The organism is Flavobacterium sp., from assembly GCF_050696275.1.
Classification (GTDB): Bacteria; Bacteroidota; Bacteroidia; order Flavobacteriales; family Flavobacteriaceae; genus Flavobacterium.
This window is the reverse complement of the sequence record NZ_JBOGUT010000006.1, coordinates 22645-40707: the sequence shown is the minus strand read 5'-3', so window position 1 is coordinate 40707 and position 18063 is coordinate 22645. Positions and strand designations below refer to the sequence as shown.

General features: G+C 34.4%; 17 protein-coding genes. All 17 read right to left on the bottom strand.

Annotated features, from left to right (window positions below):
* Positions 1-22 precede the first annotated feature (22 nt).
* A complete protein-coding gene (rpsB, locus tag ACRDEC_RS05000; RefSeq protein WP_431497230.1) occupies positions 23-811 on the bottom strand; it encodes a 30S ribosomal protein S2 in 789 nt (262 codons plus the stop codon).
* A gap of 201 nt (positions 812-1012) precedes the next feature.
* Positions 1013-1399, bottom strand: a complete 387-nt coding sequence (gene rpsI / locus ACRDEC_RS04995) for a 30S ribosomal protein S9 (protein WP_431497229.1) — start codon at positions 1397-1399, stop codon at positions 1013-1015.
* Positions 1399-1854, bottom strand: a complete 456-nt coding sequence (rplM, locus tag ACRDEC_RS04990; protein WP_431497228.1) for a 50S ribosomal protein L13 — start codon at positions 1852-1854, stop codon at positions 1399-1401. Before rplM ends, rpsI begins: the two co-directional genes overlap by 1 nt.
* Positions 1855-1991: 137 nt before the next feature.
* Positions 1992-3302 (bottom strand): serine hydrolase domain-containing protein, encoded by a 1311-nt coding sequence (locus ACRDEC_RS04985; RefSeq protein WP_431497227.1) that lies wholly within the window; start codon positions 3300-3302, stop codon positions 1992-1994.
* A complete protein-coding gene (locus ACRDEC_RS04980; protein ID WP_431497226.1) occupies positions 3299-4417 on the bottom strand; it encodes a hypothetical protein in 1119 nt (372 codons plus the stop codon). The genes ACRDEC_RS04985 and ACRDEC_RS04980 overlap by 4 nt, the downstream gene beginning before the upstream one ends.
* Positions 4417-5076: a methyltransferase gene (locus ACRDEC_RS04975; protein WP_431497225.1), complete on the bottom strand. Its 660-nt coding sequence runs from the start codon at positions 5074-5076 to the stop codon at positions 4417-4419. Before ACRDEC_RS04975 ends, ACRDEC_RS04980 begins: the two co-directional genes overlap by 1 nt.
* The gene (locus ACRDEC_RS04970; RefSeq protein WP_431497224.1) at positions 5077-6600 is read right to left on the bottom strand and encodes a B12-binding domain-containing radical SAM protein; all 1524 of its coding nucleotides are present in this window, start codon (positions 6598-6600) and stop codon (positions 5077-5079) included. It abuts the gene before it with no gap.
* 2 nt (positions 6601-6602) lie between these two features.
* Positions 6603-7481 carry a glycosyltransferase family 2 protein gene (locus tag ACRDEC_RS04965; RefSeq protein ID WP_431497223.1) on the bottom strand — a complete coding sequence of 293 codons (879 nt, stop codon included), beginning with the start codon at positions 7479-7481 and terminating at the stop codon, positions 6603-6605.
* Positions 7471-9171 carry an ATP-binding cassette domain-containing protein gene (locus ACRDEC_RS04960; protein WP_431497222.1) on the bottom strand — a complete coding sequence of 567 codons (1701 nt, stop codon included), beginning with the start codon at positions 9169-9171 and terminating at the stop codon, positions 7471-7473. Before ACRDEC_RS04960 ends, ACRDEC_RS04965 begins: the two co-directional genes overlap by 11 nt.
* Complete coding sequence (locus ACRDEC_RS04955; RefSeq protein ID WP_431497221.1) at positions 9161-10198, bottom strand: glycosyltransferase; 1038 nt, start codon at positions 10196-10198, stop codon at positions 9161-9163. The genes ACRDEC_RS04960 and ACRDEC_RS04955 overlap by 11 nt, the downstream gene beginning before the upstream one ends.
* Positions 10182-11597: an ArnT family glycosyltransferase gene (locus ACRDEC_RS04950; RefSeq protein ID WP_431497220.1), complete on the bottom strand. Its 1416-nt coding sequence runs from the start codon at positions 11595-11597 to the stop codon at positions 10182-10184. Before ACRDEC_RS04950 ends, ACRDEC_RS04955 begins: the two co-directional genes overlap by 17 nt.
* A 14-nt stretch (positions 11598-11611) precedes the next feature.
* A complete protein-coding gene (locus ACRDEC_RS04945) occupies positions 11612-12538 on the bottom strand; it encodes a GNAT family N-acetyltransferase (RefSeq protein WP_431497219.1) in 927 nt (308 codons plus the stop codon).
* A 3-nt stretch (positions 12539-12541) separates the two neighbouring features.
* Positions 12542-13519, bottom strand: coding sequence for a polysaccharide deacetylase family protein (locus ACRDEC_RS04940; RefSeq protein ID WP_431497218.1), 978 nt, complete (start codon positions 13517-13519; stop codon positions 12542-12544).
* Between the two features lie 29 nt (positions 13520-13548).
* Complete coding sequence (locus tag ACRDEC_RS04935; RefSeq protein WP_431497217.1) at positions 13549-14931, bottom strand: B12-binding domain-containing radical SAM protein; 1383 nt, start codon at positions 14929-14931, stop codon at positions 13549-13551.
* Positions 14928-15710 carry a class I SAM-dependent methyltransferase gene (locus ACRDEC_RS04930; RefSeq protein WP_431497216.1) on the bottom strand — a complete coding sequence of 261 codons (783 nt, stop codon included), beginning with the start codon at positions 15708-15710 and terminating at the stop codon, positions 14928-14930. Before ACRDEC_RS04930 ends, ACRDEC_RS04935 begins: the two co-directional genes overlap by 4 nt.
* Positions 15700-17160, bottom strand: a complete 1461-nt coding sequence (locus ACRDEC_RS04925; protein WP_431497215.1) for a B12-binding domain-containing radical SAM protein — start codon at positions 17158-17160, stop codon at positions 15700-15702. The genes ACRDEC_RS04930 and ACRDEC_RS04925 overlap by 11 nt, the downstream gene beginning before the upstream one ends.
* Complete coding sequence (locus tag ACRDEC_RS04920) at positions 17153-18055, bottom strand: nucleotidyltransferase domain-containing protein (protein ID WP_431497214.1); 903 nt, start codon at positions 18053-18055, stop codon at positions 17153-17155. Before ACRDEC_RS04920 ends, ACRDEC_RS04925 begins: the two co-directional genes overlap by 8 nt.
* Positions 18056-18063 lie beyond the last annotated feature (8 nt).

Here is an 18063-nt window from a genome sequence, read left to right as displayed (position 1 = left end):
TAAATGATTTGGAAATTATAATTTACTCTTCAGATGCAGGAGTTGCAGCCTCAACTGCTGGTGCAGCTGTTTCTTCAACTTGAGCAACTGTTTCGTCACCTTTAACATCTTCTTTATCAGAAGTTCTGTTTGCAAGACCTTCAATAACAGCAGCAGTTACAAGTGATAAAACTTTATCAATAGATTTAGAAGCATCATCATTTGCAGGGATTACATACTCTACCTGACGTGGGTCAGAGTTCGTATCAACCATTGCGAAAACTGGAATGTTTAATTTTTGAGCTTCTTTAATTGCGATGTGTTCAGCTTTGATATCTACTACGAATAATGCAGCAGGTAATCTTGACATATCAGCGATAGAACCTAAGTTCTTCTCTAATTTTGCACGTAAACGATCAACTTGTAAACGTTCTTTTTTAGACAAAGTCATGAAAGTACCGTCTTTTTTCATTCTGTCAATAGAAGCCATTTTTTTAACAGCTTTACGGATAGTAACGAAATTTGTCAACATACCACCAGGCCATCTTTCAGTGATGTAAGGCATGTTTGCAGCGGCAGCTTTCTCAGCTACGATGTCTTTTGCTTGTTTTTTGGTAGCTACGAAAAGTATTTTTCTACCGGATGCAGCGATTTTTTTCAAAGCTTCGTTCGCTTCTTCAATTTTAGCTGCAGTTTTATATAGATTGATAATGTGAATACCATTACGCTCCATATAGATGTAAGGAGCCATGTTTGGATCCCATTTTCTAGTCATGTGTCCGAAGTGAACACCTGCTTCTAGTAAGTCTTTAACTTCTACTTTATTTGCCATTTTGTAATAGTTTACGTTCTGTTGAATTAGCAATGATTAAGTAGCGATATAATATCAGGTCTTAACCATTTAGATGCTAAACTAATTCCTACCTCGGTAGGAGAGCAACAATAACTGAGTTTTAATTTATGCTGAAATTTTTTCAGCATTTTTTTAATAATTTCAAAATATCTAACGAAAGATATTGAAACAAGTTCAATATTAACGTTTCGAGAATTGGAATCTCTTACGAGCTTTCTTCTGACCGAATTTCTTACGTTCAACCATTCTTGGGTCTCTCGTTAATAATCCTTCAGGTTTTAAGATTGCTCTGTTTCCTTCTCCAACTTCGCACATTGCTCTTGCGATAGCCATACGAACAGCCTCAGCTTGTCCTGTTGAACCACCACCATATACATTGATTTTTACATCATAGTTTCCAACATTTTCTGTCAAAGACATTGGTTGTAAAACTTTGTACTGCAAAGTCGCTGTAGGGAAGTAAGTAGCAAATGCTTTTTTGTTTACAGTGATAGTTCCAGTTCCTTCTGAAACGTATACACGTGCAACTGCGGTTTTTCTTCTACCGATTTTGTGAATAACTGCCATTATTTTAGATCGTTTAGGTTAACTGTTCTTGGTTTTTGAGCGCCTTGTTTGTGCTCTGAACCAACAACAACATTTAGATTTCTGAAAAGTTCAGCTCCTAATTTGTTTTTAGGCAACATTCCTTTTACCGCTTTTTCTACTAATAATGCAGGATTTTTCTGTTGCATTACTTTAGCAGTCAAGCTTCTTTGTCCTCCTGGATAACCTGTGTGACGGATGTAAGTCTTCTCGTCAAGTTTGTTACCTGTAAGGTTGATTTTTTCTGCATTGATAACAATTACGTTATCTCCACAGTCCACGTGCGGTGTGTAACTTGGCTTGTATTTACCTCTTAAAATCATAGCGACTTTTGAAGATAAACGTCCTAAGTTATGACCTTCAGCGTCTACAACAATCCACTCTTTTGTTACGGTGGCTTTGTTAGCTGAAACTGTCTTGTAGCTTAATGTGTTCACAATAATTAATTTTAATTAAACATTCCATTCCCAATAAAGGGAGTGCAAAAGTACAAATAAATATTTATTATACAAATAGGGATTCGATTATTTTGTGTATTGATTGTCAAGTGGATACTAAATTCCTGTAAATCGATTTATTCTTTGGTAAAAACAAATTCACTTCCACCTTGTTTTAACGTCATATTTTTCCCTGAAAAAGTCATTTTTATACTGGCTGGGTCAAATACGAATTCGTTTGCGCTGATTGGGTTTAATGCAAATGAGTTCTGACCAGTAGCCTGAGCGGTGAGTTCTCCGTTTACTACTTTTATAGTGATTTTCATCGGAAGATTTGGTGTGGCATAAACTCCTTGGTAGCTGTTTAACGTTTCAGGCTTTACTTTAAAAGTAACTAAATTGGGAAACTGATACGGCATTTTATAATAAATACTCAAAATCCCAATCATAATATCGTTTCGGTTATAATTGTCACCATTTACAATTAGTGAAACACCTACTTTATCGGAAGGATAATAGCCCACAACCGAACGGAAACCTTCAATACCACCGGTATGGCCATAGTATTTTCTTTCACCGAAAGGGAATGTCATTAATCCAATTCCATAAGATTGTTCCAGCTTTGTCATTAAATCCAAAGAGCTTTTTTTGACTAATGTTCCGTTAAAAACAGCACTCATAAATAGTGTCAGATCTGATGCGGTGGAATAGATATGCCCGGCACCAAAAGCCTGAGACATATTCCATTCCGGAACCAAAGCCCATTTGCCATCTGAAAAAGTATAAGAATAACTCTCGTTTCTGGTTAGGTCTGTTTTTTCTGAGACAGATGTATTTCTTAATTGAGCCTTTTTTATAATTCTTTCCAAAAGATTGGTGTTATAATCTTCTTTAGTTACATCTTCAAGAATTCTTCCTAATAAATAATAGTTTGAATTGCTGTATTCGAATTTCGAATTAGGTTCAAACAACGATTCATAGGCTGCAATTTTGGCTATCATTCCCTCTTTGCTTACTTCTTCATACATATTTGTCGTGCTGTCGCCGTTCAGGTAATCGATAATTCCGGTGCGGTGGTGCAGCAAATCGTGGATGGTTATTTTGTCTGCATTTTTTATTTTAGGGTAAAATTTAGAAAGCTTGGTGTCTAATTTTAGTTTTTTATCTTCAACCAGTTGCATAATCATCACGGCAGTGAAGGTTTTGGTAATAGAGCCGATTTTATACTTTGTTTTCCCGTTGGCTTTCAAGCTGTTTTCAACATCGGCATAACCGTAGGCTTTTTCAAAGATGCTGTTTTCGCCTTCACGAATACTCACCTGACCCATAAACTTATTGTTTGCATTTAAAAAAGTAAGCAGACTGTCTATTTTGTCGAAACGGGTTTTCTGTTGGGCAGAAACGGTTAATGAAAACAGAAATGCAAGTAAAAAGATTGATTTTCTCATCGTGTTAAAATTTTATATGGAAATAATGGGTTTTTATATTTTTCTAAAGAGTTAAAAGGTACCAGAAAAGGTTCCTCACAATTTCTTGCTGCGCGGTAAAAGATAGGCGTAAATTGAATTCCTTCTTCGGTATAATTCCAGGAAACAAACTGCCAGAATTCTAAATCAGTATAATCACATGAATCTTCATCAGTTTCCTTTGGTTTTTCAAAATGCTGTTCATTGTTTATCAGCGTAAATAATTTTGGGGCAAAATGGTTTTTCCTGTATTCTGAAAAATTTTTAAAGTTGTTTTCAGTTGCAACGGTTACGCTTTTATCAAAGGCAAGAACTTCATCAATGGAATAATTTTTCCCGCTGTGAAGGTCAATTAAATACCCCTTACCGCCAAAGTCCGGATGGGCTCCGCCACAATCCCAGTAACTGAAAACTTCAAAGCCCAGCAAATTGGTATTTAAGAAACTTATTTTAACATTTGTATCAATTCCTGCTCCATTATTATACTCAAATGAACCGGAGCAGCTCAACTGATGCTGAGTTTCTTCCAAATGAATTTTTTCCAGAATGCTATTTATCTTTTTTCTCTCCTCTTCCGGAAAATTATTTCCAAGCCTGAAAAAGGATGATTTGCAGTGTTTTTCAGAATACCAATCGAAGTTTTTACCTTTATATACTGAAGTGGAATCTTTTTTGTATTCGATAAAACCAGACTTTATTCCGTTTAATTTTTCTCCTTCTTTACCGGAATCTTGATATGATTTATAATTTAAAAAATTTATTGGCTGTAATTCCAGAGTGATTTTTTTACCTGAATTACTAATCCAGAATCCTTTAAATTTTTTATTGGGTAACTTTGTTAATTCAAACTTTTCGGGATTCTCTCCACTTCTAAAAGCCAGTTCGTATTTGTCTTTATTCCTGATGCCGCTCAAAGGGATATCTTTCAATGAATTCTGATAAAAATAAGTAGCATTGACTTCGTTATCTTCTGACGAAAAACCTTCAATAGTCATATAAATAGTGCTTTTTCCCAACTTTCCTTCCAAATAATAATTGGTTTGGCAGAAAATCAATTGTGAACAGATAAGAAAGAAAAAAAACATTGATTTTTTCATCAGAGATTAATTTTATAAATATAATTAACTTCTTTAAAAACGGTTTTTTCCACAATACATTTTACCGAAAGGTTGTTTTTTTCGGCTATAGCAAAAATAGTATCTCTTTTGCAATCTTCAGAAAGAATCATGTAAACTTCATTTGTTTTTGTCATAAAATCAGGAAGCTGACGGAAAAGGTTCTCAAAGTATTCGAAGTCTTTACCGCAAAACCAAGCTCTTTCGGCTATCGAATCAGGGTTTTTCGGGTAATAAGGCGGATTGATAATGATGTAATCGAAGGATCTGTTTTTCAAGTTTTCAAACAAATCGGAATGAAGTATTTCTATAGAAACCCGATTGTCTTTTGCATTTTTTTCCAAAGCATCTAAAGCGATTGTATTGATATCGGATGCCGTGGCTTTTGCTTTGTTTTTTGCTGCCAGAATTGAAATAATACCACAGCCGCAACCCAATTCCAGAACTGTTTTTTCTTCCAAAGGCAGTGTTTCGGTAAACTCCAGAAGCAATTTGGTACTAATTGTTATAAAAGGTGGAAAAACGGAAGGTTCTACCCAAACCGAAATGTCTTTGTACTTGTATTTTCTGGGTTTTGATAAATAAATTTTGCTTGTTTTTTGCAAAAAAGGACTTACTATTTTTTTGATAAATGTTCTCATTTATTCAGAATAAAAGCCTTCTATTTCCGGCTGACGGTATTTCCATATTTTATGCAATGCTTTTATTTCATACGGATAATGATAAAAATTGGTCTTGTAACGGAATCCCGAAACCAATTGCAGTAATTGTTTTTTATAGCCTTTGATCCTGAAATCGGAAACGGTTGGATAGTATCCATTCAAAACGGTTTCAAAATTTTTAATTGTATCAATCATATAGGGTTTTAGCCAAGGAGTGAGCGGATTTTTTCGTAAATCGAAATTTTCCCAGGAAGGTGAAATCCATTCTTCCAATGTCTCAGGAAAAGAGAATCCCGCATCGAGAATTTGCTGGTACAATTCGGAACCTTCGGTAGGTACAGGGCTGAAAAGATAAATGATGATTTCAGCATCAGGATTGATGATTTTTATTTCTTTGATAAAATTAATGTCCCAAAGAATCTGATCGTAGACTTCTTTTTCTGTTTTAGCAGGCATGCCCAAAACAAAAGACAGTTCAGGAACAATATCGGCGTTTTTCATGCGGAGGACAAAATCTTTGATCATTTGACCTGATTGTGTTCCGCCTTTGTTCATTTGTTTTAAAACAGCATCGTTACCGGTTTCGGCACCAAGGAAAATCATTTTACAGCCGGCTTTGCGCATCAGTTTCAAATCGTCATCGCTGTACATATTGATAGTGTCAATTCGTCCTTCACCCCAATAACTGATGTTGTCGTTTAGAATGAGCTCTGAAAATTCCAGCACTCTTTTTTTGGAAGTAAAGAAATTATTATCGTGAAATTCGATAGCATCAATATTGTATTTTTCTTTAAAATACTTTACATCTTCATAAATCCTCGCGGCTGACATGCCTTTCCATTTTGCATTAAAAATAGGCACGACGGCACAAAAGGAACAGGAAAAAGGACAACCCATACTCGAATGGTAAGACAGTGTTTGATGACCCATAAAAGTTTTGGCCAGATAATTCCTCACAGGATAAAATGAATTCAGGTATTCGTAAGGAAATTTAGGTAAACTATCCTGATCCAGTAGAGCTTCAACTGCTGTTTTGATGATTTCTCCCTTCTCATTTTTAAAAATCAGATTTTTTACAGAAGTCAGTTTTTCTGTTTCATTGCCTTCTAAGATTTTTATCAGATCAGGAAAAGTAGTGTCGCCGGGGCCGTTGATAATATAGTCAACATGACCTGAATTTAACGCTACTTTGTATTGATTGGAAGCGAAATAACCTCCCCAAACCGTCGTAATATCAGGAAAACTGTCTTTGATTTTTTTGGTAAACGGGATTGCCTGACGCAACTGTGGTCCCGGCATAACTGTGGATCCGAAATATTTGAATTCCCCTGTTTTTAGGTAAATTTCAATAGTTTGCCAAGGGTCTTTTTCCAGATTGCCATCTACAAAAACATAGTCGTATTTCCCATGAATGGAAGCCCCCACCTGTAAAATGGAGTTGGGAATCCGATGCTTTCCGTTAGCACTTCGTGGATTGAATATAATAGTTTTGTTCCCGATCAATTTTATTTCATTAAATTAATTTTCAGATACATTACAAACGATTTAAAGCCTGAGTAGCTGAAAATCCTTGTTTGAAAACTTTTCAGATAATTCTCTTTTGCTTTCTGATATTCGTTTTGCCTGTGATAAATATAAGCAATTTTGGAGTACATTCTGCTCTTTAAGTCAGTATGTTTTTTAAGTGAAATACAGGCATTGTTTTTTAATTTGTCAATGCTTTTCAGGTAATCATCATAATGAGTCATGTCCCTGTTTTTTGAAATGTTCTGATCGTGTTTTCTTATGTACGCCAATTTTTCGGTACAATAATAGACTTTGTATTCAGAAGCTATTCTCAGGTACAAGTCATATTGTCCGTCAACCAGCGTTTCGTCTATTAACCCGATTCTGTCAAGTGTTTCTTTTTTTACTGTAAATATGGAAAGCGGCAGGATTTTTTCCTCTAACAAATCAGGCAAGATATTTTTGGAAAAATCAAAACTGTAATCTGTAAAAGCAGCCTGCTTAACGGCATCAAACGGAATAAAACCAATGTTGTGGATAATGAAATTAATATCCGAATTTATATTGAAAATGTTTTGTAAAACCGCCAATTTATTGTTCGCCCAAATATCATCGGAATCTAAAATACAAATACAATCACCATCGGCTTTGCGAATACCTTCGTTTCTTAAAAAACTTCGTTTGCCTCCTTTTTCGTATCGGTAATATCGGAGCCGGCTGTCGTTAAAATGTTTTACAATACTTTCAGTTTCATCAGTTGAACCATCATCAATAATGATATGTTCAAAATGCGTATATGTTTGATTTAAAACACTTTGTATGGTTTCTGTAATTAAATGCGCCCGATTATATGTTATGGTGACAATGCTAAATTTCATATAGCGTCCCTTTTTGGAATTGATAGACTCTATCACAATAGTTCAACGCTGCTTTATCGTGCGAAATAAGAATTACCGTCAGGTTTTCTTTTTGCGATAATTCTTGTAAGTGGTTTAGAATTTTTATTTCATTTTCTTCGTCCAGTTGGTTGGTTGCTTCGTCCAAAATCAGAATTTGCGGATTGCAATATAAAGCCCTGATAATAGAGAGTTTTTGTTTTTGTCCTCCAGATAATTTTTGTCCGCTGTTTCCTGTGAAAGACCTGATCCCTTCTGGGAAGTTTTTAATTACTTCGTCAAAACCGATAGCATTTGAGAGGGATTCAATTCTTTCAAAATCAATTTCATTTTCGTTCTGGCCAATGGCGATATTTTCGAGCAAGGTTCCATTAAAGATATGCGGTTCCTGAGTGACATAACCAATAAGACTTAAATAGGCATTTTTGTTTTTTGAAGTTATTTCAGTTTCATCCAAAATAATTTTGCCGGATTTTGGATCAATTAACTTCAATATAATATGTAATAATGTAGTTTTCCCTATTCCTGATCTTCCGCTGATGCCAACAATTTCATTTTTTCCGATTTTAAGAGTAACATCGGTAATCAAAGGATTTTCATCAGTGTAACTGAAGTTTAGATCTTTAACTTCCAATTGATTTTTAAAATCGATTTTGATTTCATCCTGAAGAATCTCGGCTTCTGCCTTCGTATTTTTCAGAATAGATTCGATAGTATAATCGTAAGATTTAAGGCTGGAACCTGCAATAATTAATTTGTTTAGCGAAGGAATCAGTTTGAAGAAAACGGAAGCAATGAAAGAAAGCAGTAAAACATTTCTTGAATTCTCGTCAGAATTATGAACCAGATAAAATACCAGAATACTGATGATAATGATAATAATGATTTCTAGATATTTTGAGTTTGAATTCCGTAATGTGGTTAGAAACGCGTAGGTTTTATTCAGTTTTTTATTGGATAAATTGAACTTATTTAAAAAAGCATCTTCTTTTGAAGCACTTTTTATTTCAAAAAAACCATTGATTAAGTCTAAGAGGTAATTTACGTTGTTTCTGTAATCTGAAGAAAGACTTTTTTGAACCTTCTGCAATTTCCGAAAAGTGTAAAAAATAAGGAATGCCAAACAGAACAAAAGAATGGCAAATCCGGTAATTTTTGGAAATAAAAACAATCCTGCGCCTAAGATGAATGCAATAATGATACTTTCGGAAATAATGGTATTCAAGGACAGCAATACATTGTTGGCGAAATTATTAGGAACTTCTATAGTGTTTTTTATAATATCGCCTTTGTCCTGATTCTGATAAAAAAGATAATTACTATGAATAAATAACTGTGTGTATTTTTTTGAAATTTCTGATGAAATGGCATAAATCAACCGATTTTGATAGTTTATAAAAACAATACTGACGGCATTTTTTACAATAAAAAAAACAACCAATAGTACGATGCTAAAAACCAAATGTTCCTTTTGAAATAAAAACTGAAGGTATTTATTCTCAAATTTCGAATGACTGTCAATTGATAACATCAGAAAAGGCAATAAATACGCCACAGATAATAAATCCAACAAGACATTGCCCAAAGAAAAGGCAAAAAAAGGCAAAAGTCTGCTTTTGTATTTTTCAGGGACACAGTTTATTATTGATTTTATTTTGGATCTAGTTATCATAAATGGTCAAATAATTTTGAATCGTTTTCTCAATTAAAAACGTATTTTCTTCAGTTTCCGAAAATGATTCTGAAAGCAGGTTGTTACAGGCTTCAATCATTTCGGTTTTGTGAGCAGCGATTCTCCAATTTGGTGATGCCGTTGCACAGCCGATGCTTTTAGAAACAATCATGGTGTTGCTTTGCAAAGCTTCAGCGAATACCAATCCGAAACTTTCATAATTGCTGGTGTGCAGTAAAATTTTGGACTGGGCTAAATACTGCATCGTTTCATCATAAGACAATTGACCTTTTAGTATAATTGTGTTTTCTAAAGCGAGTAATCGTATTTTTTCTTCTAACGTTTTCCGTAGCATTCCATCTCCGATAATAACTGCTTTTATTGACTTTGTCTTATTGATTTTGGCAATGATATCGATGAAAAGAGCATGATTTTTTAAAGGAATCAGCGAGCCAATACTAATAATGTCAATCGTTTTTTTCGGCATATGACAGAAACTGTCAGGATGGATTCCCCACGGAATTATTGCTGCTTTTGTGTTGTAATTTTCATTAAAAACAGTTTGATGAAATGGAGACAAAACAAAGAGTTTCAGTTTTTTTAAAGGCAAGATTTTCGCATATTTATTCCCTTTCAAAGCATCCTGACCCATTAACGTTGTCAGATGCAATACTTGATTTCTTTTGGAAAACCAATGCCCAACCAAAGCACATTCGCCAAGCCAAAAGCTATGTAAAGCTGTAATTGGTTTGTCGCGATGTATTTGTTTTAATACCCGATAGGCTTTATTCCAAAGCAACATTTTAGAAATAATGGCACTGCTTCCCAAAGTGAAAACTTGAATTCCGTTCCAGTTATAAACCGATTTTTTTTTGGGGTAATGAAACGAAATAACGGAAATCTCATAGCCGGTAAGTTTGCGTAACTCCTTTACGTAAATCTGTAAGGCAGGAATGCAACTCGTATCGGTTTCATTTTCAGGAAAACCGGGCGTGAGAATTACGATATGGTTATTTTTTTTCGACAATACGATACAAATTGAAATCTCCTGGGAAATTTTTTAGTTTCTCCAATTGGTAATCTTGTTTTACGGTTTCCCAATTGAGCCATGGATTTTTGCCTTTCCATTGTTTCTCAAGTTGTTTTTCGTTGACTAAAAGTAAGGCATTTTTTTCAAAATCAGGAAGTTTTTCCTTCCACAGACTTTTGTATCTAAAATCCAATTTTCGGTTTTTTAAAGCAATGTCAATGTCAAATGCATAAAGTGTATTTCCTTGATAAGTTCGGATTCCATCAGCAATGTTTTTTTCCAATGAGTTTCTTTGGTAAAAAGGCTTTCCATAATACAACCCAATCGAGAACTGAATGAGTATAATTACAATAAAAACCGCTTTCTGATTTTTTAAAACTTCAAAAAACTCTTTAATGAAAGGGAAAAGAAAAGCAATTGCCAAAGGAAAAGAAAGAATCAGAAAGCGTTTGTTCTGAAACGGAATACCTCCTAAAAAAAGCAGATAAAGGAGTATTGCCGTTAAAAATAGTTTTTGGTATTTATAAAATGTAATTTTTCTTCTTTTCAAAAAAACAGCAAATAAAACGATTCCAAAGAATAAAAAAGCGGGATGGAAAAAAGTAAAAAAAGTATATATAAGGTTAATGTAACGATTTTTAGTTTCCCCGTCAACAGTAGTAAAATCACTTTGAAATATATTAAGAAAAGACCAGGACTGAAGCCATGGATGCGATAAAAACTGCAAGCTGTTCTGAGAACGTATTACAATATGCGGGATAGCAACTAAACCCGAAAATAAAACCGATAAAAGCAGATAAGTATAATTCTTTTTCTTGATTAAATGTATTAAAGCCAAAACACAAAAGGGAAGTAAAATCACTGCTGCTGCATAACGTGTCAGTAAAGCAAAAACGGCTAAAACTGCTCCAAAGAGAAAATTCCTGTTAGTGTCTTTTTGTATAAAGAGTAAAAGATGATAAATGGCAAGTGTTGTAAAACAACAAGCCAGCATGTCAGACATGATTAAAATACTATGGACAAGAGCTATTGGGGACAGAATAAAAAACAAAAAAGGGATGTTTTGAGCTGAATTTTCATTGTAAGTCAATTGGATGATTTTTTCCAGATAAAAGGCAGTAATACTAAATGCGAAGACCGAAATCAATTGCAAAGCAATGGCTGTATTCGGAATTATAAAACTTAAAATACTACCGAAAATTGGATAATAAACTCCCCAAAAATAATCCCCTGGAGATTTTCCGGTTTGCATAAAACTTCTCAAAGCTTCGGTATACCTCAGGTATTCATAAGAATCCTGTCCGTATAAGCCATCGAATGAAAGTCCGTAATAGAGAGTCACCCAAACGAAGATTGGAAACAGATAAAAAAAGTGATGTATTTTAATATGCTGCATTTAAGTTTTAAGATTTAGAAAGTATCAACGTCTCCGAGTGTAAATTTTAATTTTTCAAGAGGAAAATGAGAGCCTAAATTTTTATAGCCCACAAGCCATGATTTAAAATCTATGCTTTTCTGATTTTTCATCCATTCATAAGGCAAAGTCCCTGGGGAAGTCTGGAAGGTGATTTTCTGAATTCCGGCTTTTTTGCAAATCTGTTTTAGACTTTGCATGGCTTTGTTGAAATTTTCTTCAGATGAAGCTTCAACATCTCCAATTTCCAGTCCGTTTTTAATCTTAATCCAGAAGAAGCAATCCTCAAGAACAATGTTGAAATTATCTGAAAAAGTCTTGTAATTGTAATACGCTTTATTTCTGCAGACAGAAACATAATCTTCCGGAATACTTCCTTTAAGCGTTTTTTCTGTAATGTGTTTTTCGAATATTTTTTTTAGGTAAGATTTATAAAAAATACGAATAAATGGTATTTTTTGCATTCCGTTTTGAATTGGATATTTCGAGGCTGGGATGGAATAACCCATCATTTGTTCGTTGGATTTTCCGCCAAGTTTATTTAAAAAGGCATGCGCCGAATTTTCGTTTGGAAATCCCCATAAAAAAGTAATTCCGGACTGTTCCATTTTTGCGTATGTAAGTGCGGCCAGCTTGGTAAAAAGCCCTTTTCCGTTGTAATCCGGATGTGTCATCGTGTTTACGGATTGGGCTCCAATTTCAGTCTGATTTTTGTAATGCATTAAAACTGGGACAACGCCATAAAAAGCTATTGGTTTACTGTTATCGTACGCGAAATATCCAAAATAGTCGTCAATAAGATATTTAGAGTCGAACTTCTTCAAAACAAATTCTAATGGAATGCTTTTTCCATATACTTCTTTGTAAAGTAACCGAAAATCATCGAGACGGTCTTCTGTAAACGGTTGAATTGAATATTCCATAATTTATAAATAAGATCCTTTTAATAAACAAACTAAAAATTGTTCTTTTGAAATATACGGATTGATGGTAATCCGGTTTTTCAGCATCGGATTGTATTTGTCTTTTTCAGTTTTGTAATCTAACAGAAGGATTTTGGAATATCCTGTTTGCTGACACGAAGCAACCAAATCATCAGTGTAAGTTCCAAACGGAAAGGCAAAAGAGTTGATCTTTGTTCTTGTGATTTCTTCCAAAATTGTTTTGTTTGAACGAATTTCCGCTTCGGCATTTTCTTTTGTAATGGCTTCTAAATTTGCGTGTGTCATCCCATGTGCACCAATGGAAAACAAGGGGTTTTCAGCTATTTCCTTTATTTGATTATTATTCAATAACTTCCAGTAAACATCAAAGTCACCAGTGATAATTTGATTCCACTCTTTTTCGAATAAAGCATAAATTGGTTCAATTTGGTCGTATTCTAAAAACTTACAACGATTCTTTAGTGTTGATCCGTTATGACTGAAATCATTCCGGCCGGTTTTCCGGTATGCATTTCCTTCGAAAACAACCTCCTTTTTTTCGGTGTAAAAGGTAACCAGATCCAAAAAATCCGGCCATAAAACGTTCTTTTTATCATGAATTGACGTGATGAAAAAAGTGGCTGGGAATTTGTGTTTTTTAAGGATTGGAAGAGCAAATTTATAATTGTTGTATTGTCCGTCATCAAAAGTCAAAGCAATATTAAGCGTATTTTTTTTGAATCTCCCAACATAGAAATCTTCGAGAGAAAGGACATTGTAATTTTTGGAAAAATAATCCATCAGTTCTTCAAAGTAAGCTTTGGAAATAAAGCGGCTATTGTATTTGTTTTCCCCAGAAAGATCAATTCCATGGAATGCGATAATACGTTCTCCGTACCTGTTTCTCAGCAAATAACTTCGAAAACCTATTTTAAACAAAACGAATCTTTGCCACATCAGGATATGATGTATTGTTCTCAATAGTATTGATTTTATCCGCAGCACTGTCATTACTTATAGATTTTCATTAAAGAGCTGGCCAAAATTGATTTGGTTTTTAGTTTTAGAATTTTGAGCAAATCCCGGTTTTGACTTTTAATCCATTCCCGGTGAAATTCCACTTCATTAACTACTTTAGAAACAGCATAATCGTAATATTTTCGGGTGTAATTTCTTTTAAAATCGATTTCTCTGTCTGTTGAGGTTTCCCAATCAGGTCTGACAGTGATGTTGTTTTCAATTTCGTTATACAAAGAAGTTCCTTTTATCGGATAGGCAATCGTGATGGTGTAATGCGTAGGATTGGCTTCTTTAAGATATTGTATGGTTTCGGTTATGTCCGTTTCTTTTTCACCGGGATAACCAACCATGATAAAAGTACCTGTTTCAATTCCCAACGAGTTCGTATCCTGAATCATTTTTTTGACATGGTTCACATCTACTCGACGATCCATGGCATCGATTATCTTTTGCGAACCGCTTTCGGCTCCAATCCAAATACGAAAACATCCGGCTTCCTTCAAAAGACGTAAGATTTCTTCATTTAATCTTTCGGCGCGGGTTATACATTCGAAACGGATTTGTGCATTTTGTTTTACCACTTCTTCGTGAAAAGCAGTAAGCCATTTGTGACTTATAGTAAAAACATCATCAACAAACCAAATGGCATCCGGATTGTATTTGTTTTTAAGCATTTTCATTTCTTGGGCGACTAAGTGTGGAGGTCTTCGGCGGTAACTTTGTCCGTAAACTGCCGTGCTGCACCATTTGCAGGTATAAGGACAGCCTCTTTGTGTAGAAATTGTCATAGAGCTTTCTCCATGATTGTTTTTCCAGGTTTCGAGGTATTTTTCATTTGGAATAGCATCGCGATTGGGCAACGGGAGTTCATCCAATTCTTTAAACTTTGTTCTTTCGGATGTTTTTATTACAACGTCATTTTCCAGATAAGCAATTCCGGTTACAGATGAAAAATCACCGTTTGCCATAATTGTGTTGTACAACTCGTGTGTAGTTTCCTCGCCTTCTCCAATGATAAGGAAATCAGCTCCAGTTCTCAGATAATTTTCAAGATTAAAAGTAACATCCGGTCCGCCAAGAATTATTTTAGGGAAATTATAGGTTGCTGTTTTTAGTTTTTTTATCAGTTTAACAACCTCTATTTTAGTCATTAAATTGGTGTAAATAGAAATAACTTTTGGCTTCTTTTCTAAAATAAAATCCAGTTGGGCTGATTGCGAATAGAAAGTACTGTCGAAGACATCATTAGAAATGTTTTTGCTTAACAAATAGGCCGAAACATACAATAAACCCAATGGTGGATAGGGTTTCATTATCTTTTGCTCCTTGGGATCATCGGACAAATAATAAGCATGTGTAAATAGAATACTCATTTTTTTTGAAGTGCTATTAAGTAATGATCAGCATATTTTGATAAAAAAGACTGGTTTTTAACTGTATTTTCCAATGAATTTAAAACGGAGACTAATTTTGGCTTCTTTCTGAAAAAGGGTTCTAAATAGGATGGAGGTACAAAAATACCAATCGGTTTTAGGTGGTTGATTACAAAAACCTCTGAAGCTAAATGTACAACTTCTTTCGGATTGTGGTAATAGGTTTTTACATTTTCTCCATCCACATTGGCTGTGATGTTTTCTTTTTTTCTTCGGAAAACAGCTTTAAAATTGGCTTTCGTCAAAAAGTAAAATTGTTCCCAAAGCGTGTTTTTTGGCATAATAACCAATGCTAATTGCCCTTTTTCGGTGAGCAACTCAGATGAATTTTTAAAAAACTGTCGTAATTCTGTTTTGGAGAGGCAATTTAATCCGCCGAAATTTGAAAAAATCATATCAAACTTCTGATCCAAAAAAGGAAAGGGAAGATTGTTTATGTCTGCTTCTCGAAAGATGAGATTTTCTAAATTGATTTTATTTTTTGCAACCGCAATCATAGCAGAAGAAATATCTGTAGCAGTAACTTTGTAGTTTTGTCGGGCTAACCAAATAGCATCTTCACCAGTTCCGCAATTAACTTCCAAAATGGTTGTCGCCTGATTTTCACTCAAAATTTCAGTTAAATGTTGGTAAACCAAACTGCGTTGAAGTTTTCCAATTACAGTATTTGTAAAAGTTTTGTCATAGTTTGTGGCTGCTATGTCGAAACTAGCGTTCATTGTTGGCTTTTTTCAAGTATAGTGAATCGGCAAATGCACTCGGAATATAATAACCTAATTTGAGAATCGATTTTATTTTTTGAAAAGAAACCTTCAATGGGTTTCGAACGATGGCTTTTAGGTTCAGAAAACCTTGATTCTTCCGATATTCTTTATGTACAAAGCGTTGCAATTTTCTGTAATAATCCGATTTGAATGTGCCGTTAAACATCATTTCAAGATCGTCAGAATCTTTCCAGTTGGATTTTTCTTTCAAATCACTTTTTACTTTTTCATAAAATACGGTTCCCGGTAAAGGATAGGAAACGGAAATGCCAATGTTGTCCGGCATCAGTTCTTTAACCATCGTAACGGTTTTTAAAATATCGTTCTGATTTTCGCCCAGATAACCAAACTGAAGGAAAAATGCAACCCGGATATTTTTTGCTTTCAGCAGTCGGGTAGCTTCATAAATCTGTTCTACTTTCGTGCCTTTGTCCATAGCATCGAGTATTTTTTGAGATGCACTTTCGGCACCAACCCAAACTTCTTCCAGCCCTGATTTTGCCAGAGCATCAATTGTGTCTTCTTTTAAAAGTAAATCGACACGGCTTTGAATATAAAAGCTGATTTTCAGATTTTGTTTTTGTAATTCAGCATGGAACTCTTGAACCCAATTTGGTTTTAATCCAAAAATATCATCGCACATCCAAAAACGGTGTACACCGAAAGATTCAGTTAAAAAGCGAATGTGGTTGACAATGTATTCCGGCGAATGTGCGTGGTAACGATTACCATAAATAGGTTTTGCGCACCAATTGCATTTGTAGGGGCAACCACGTGTTGTAGCTATATTTAGTGTAAAGGGTTGGCCGCTTTGTTTCCAAATATTTTTATAACTTTCAATAGAAATGAGATCCCAGGCCGGAAGGGGTAATTTGTCTAAATCCTGAAGAACATTTCGTTTGGAATTGACTCTGATTTCATTTTCCTTTTGGTATACAACACCCGAAATTACCGCTATAGATTCTTTTTTCTCAATAGAATTTATGAGTTCTAAAAGCGTAATTTCTCCTTCACCCTGAATGATATAATCAGCACCCATTGCGATGTATTTTTCATAATGATCGGTCGAATCGGAACTGCAGATAATGACAATGCAATTTTGCTCTTTCCCAAAACCAATCATTTGAAAACAGGCTTCACGCATCGTCGTCAGGCACATTTTGGTCAAATAATTAAAGCCGTCGTCATATATGACCAGATATTTCGGTTTTTTATTTTTTATAACCGATTGAATTCCGAAAGGACTTTCGAGTAAGTTGGTATCAAATAAATCAACGCAATAGTTATTTTCCCGCATTAATGCAGCAGCATACAACGTTCCCAAAGGCGGAAAAGGAGTTTTGTTTTTCCATTGTTTTGGGTCGAGTCTGTAATAGTACGAATGCGAAAAAAGAATATCAAGCATGTTCTTTTTGTAAAATAATATTGAAATTATGTCTGACTTCTTCAATTTTGCCGTTTAAGGCTAAAATGACTTTTCTCTGAAAGTGAGAAGGATGATGTTTTGAAATGTTTTTGGTTGATTTGAGCGCAATTTTAAAATCCTCTTCTTTCATAAATCGGAATTTTGATTTCCATTTGCTAAGTGTGATTTTCTTAAATATGGAATCGATAAATCCGCCAATAGGGTTGTCGAGTAAAAATTCGATTATTTTAGTAAAAACCGGTTTTTTCAAAGTTTGAACGCTGGATAAATCAGGTTCAAACTTTGAAAAATAATCGGTCACCCAAAGGTTTTTTTGGTAAAATTCTTCAAAAATCACTTTTCCCTGCATAGGGATTAAGGTCTTTAATTCTGTGGCTGTAAACCTGTTTTTTTCTTCAATTTCAAGGTTTGAAGTTGAGATGAAATAATTAATACAGAAATATTTTCGTGAATTTAACAGAAATATTTTTTTGTATAGCATCAATAATGTTCTGCAGATCCACAATTTATTTGGTTTTGTAATGACAAAAAAGTCGATGTCGCTTTTTTCGTCATAATATCCTTTGGATAAAGATCCTGAAATACCTACAGCCTCGACGTATGGAAATTTTGAAATAAAACGAGCCTTTTTGCGGGCCTTTATCATTATTTTACTGGCTTCAATGTTTCCTTTTAGTCTTTTCGTAACGCTTTCTAAATCACGCGAATAAATATAGAACTCATCTACTTTAAGGAGTATTTTTTCCTCAATCAGATGTGCTAATTCGTCCACTGTTTCAGATAAATTAGTATAGTTCGTGTAGCTATGGATTTCCTCTATTTTTAAAGGATATCTGAAAATAGAAAAATATAATATAGTTTTTAAGGCTTCCAAACGAATTG

What these genes read in the sequence shown, in the direction of transcription:
- ACRDEC_RS04980 (WP_431497226.1), bottom strand. Translation starts at nt 4,417, where the DNA reads ATGAAAAAATCAATGTTTTTTTTCTTTCTTATCTGTTCACAATTGATT.
- ACRDEC_RS04930 (WP_431497216.1), bottom strand. Translation starts at nt 15,710, where the DNA reads ATGAACGCTAGTTTCGACATAGCAGCCACAAACTATGACAAAACTTTT.
- ACRDEC_RS04945 (WP_431497219.1), bottom strand. Translation starts at nt 12,538, where the DNA reads ATGGAATATTCAATTCAACCGTTTACAGAAGACCGTCTCGATGATTTT.
- ACRDEC_RS04950 (WP_431497220.1), bottom strand. Translation starts at nt 11,597, where the DNA reads ATGCAGCATATTAAAATACATCACTTTTTTTATCTGTTTCCAATCTTC.
- rpsI (WP_431497229.1), bottom strand. Translation starts at nt 1,399, where the DNA reads ATGGCAGTTATTCACAAAATCGGTAGAAGAAAAACCGCAGTTGCACGT.
- rpsB (WP_431497230.1), bottom strand. Translation starts at nt 811, where the DNA reads ATGGCAAATAAAGTAGAAGTTAAAGACTTACTAGAAGCAGGTGTTCAC.
- ACRDEC_RS04965 (WP_431497223.1), bottom strand. Translation starts at nt 7,481, where the DNA reads ATGAAATTTAGCATTGTCACCATAACATATAATCGGGCGCATTTAATT.
- ACRDEC_RS04985 (WP_431497227.1), bottom strand. Translation starts at nt 3,302, where the DNA reads ATGAGAAAATCAATCTTTTTACTTGCATTTCTGTTTTCATTAACCGTT.
- ACRDEC_RS04960 (WP_431497222.1), bottom strand. Translation starts at nt 9,171, where the DNA reads ATGATAACTAGATCCAAAATAAAATCAATAATAAACTGTGTCCCTGAA.
- ACRDEC_RS04975 (WP_431497225.1), bottom strand. Translation starts at nt 5,076, where the DNA reads ATGAGAACATTTATCAAAAAAATAGTAAGTCCTTTTTTGCAAAAAACA.
- ACRDEC_RS04925 (WP_431497215.1), bottom strand. Translation starts at nt 17,160, where the DNA reads ATGCTTGATATTCTTTTTTCGCATTCGTACTATTACAGACTCGACCCA.
- ACRDEC_RS04935 (WP_431497217.1), bottom strand. Translation starts at nt 14,931, where the DNA reads ATGAGTATTCTATTTACACATGCTTATTATTTGTCCGATGATCCCAAG.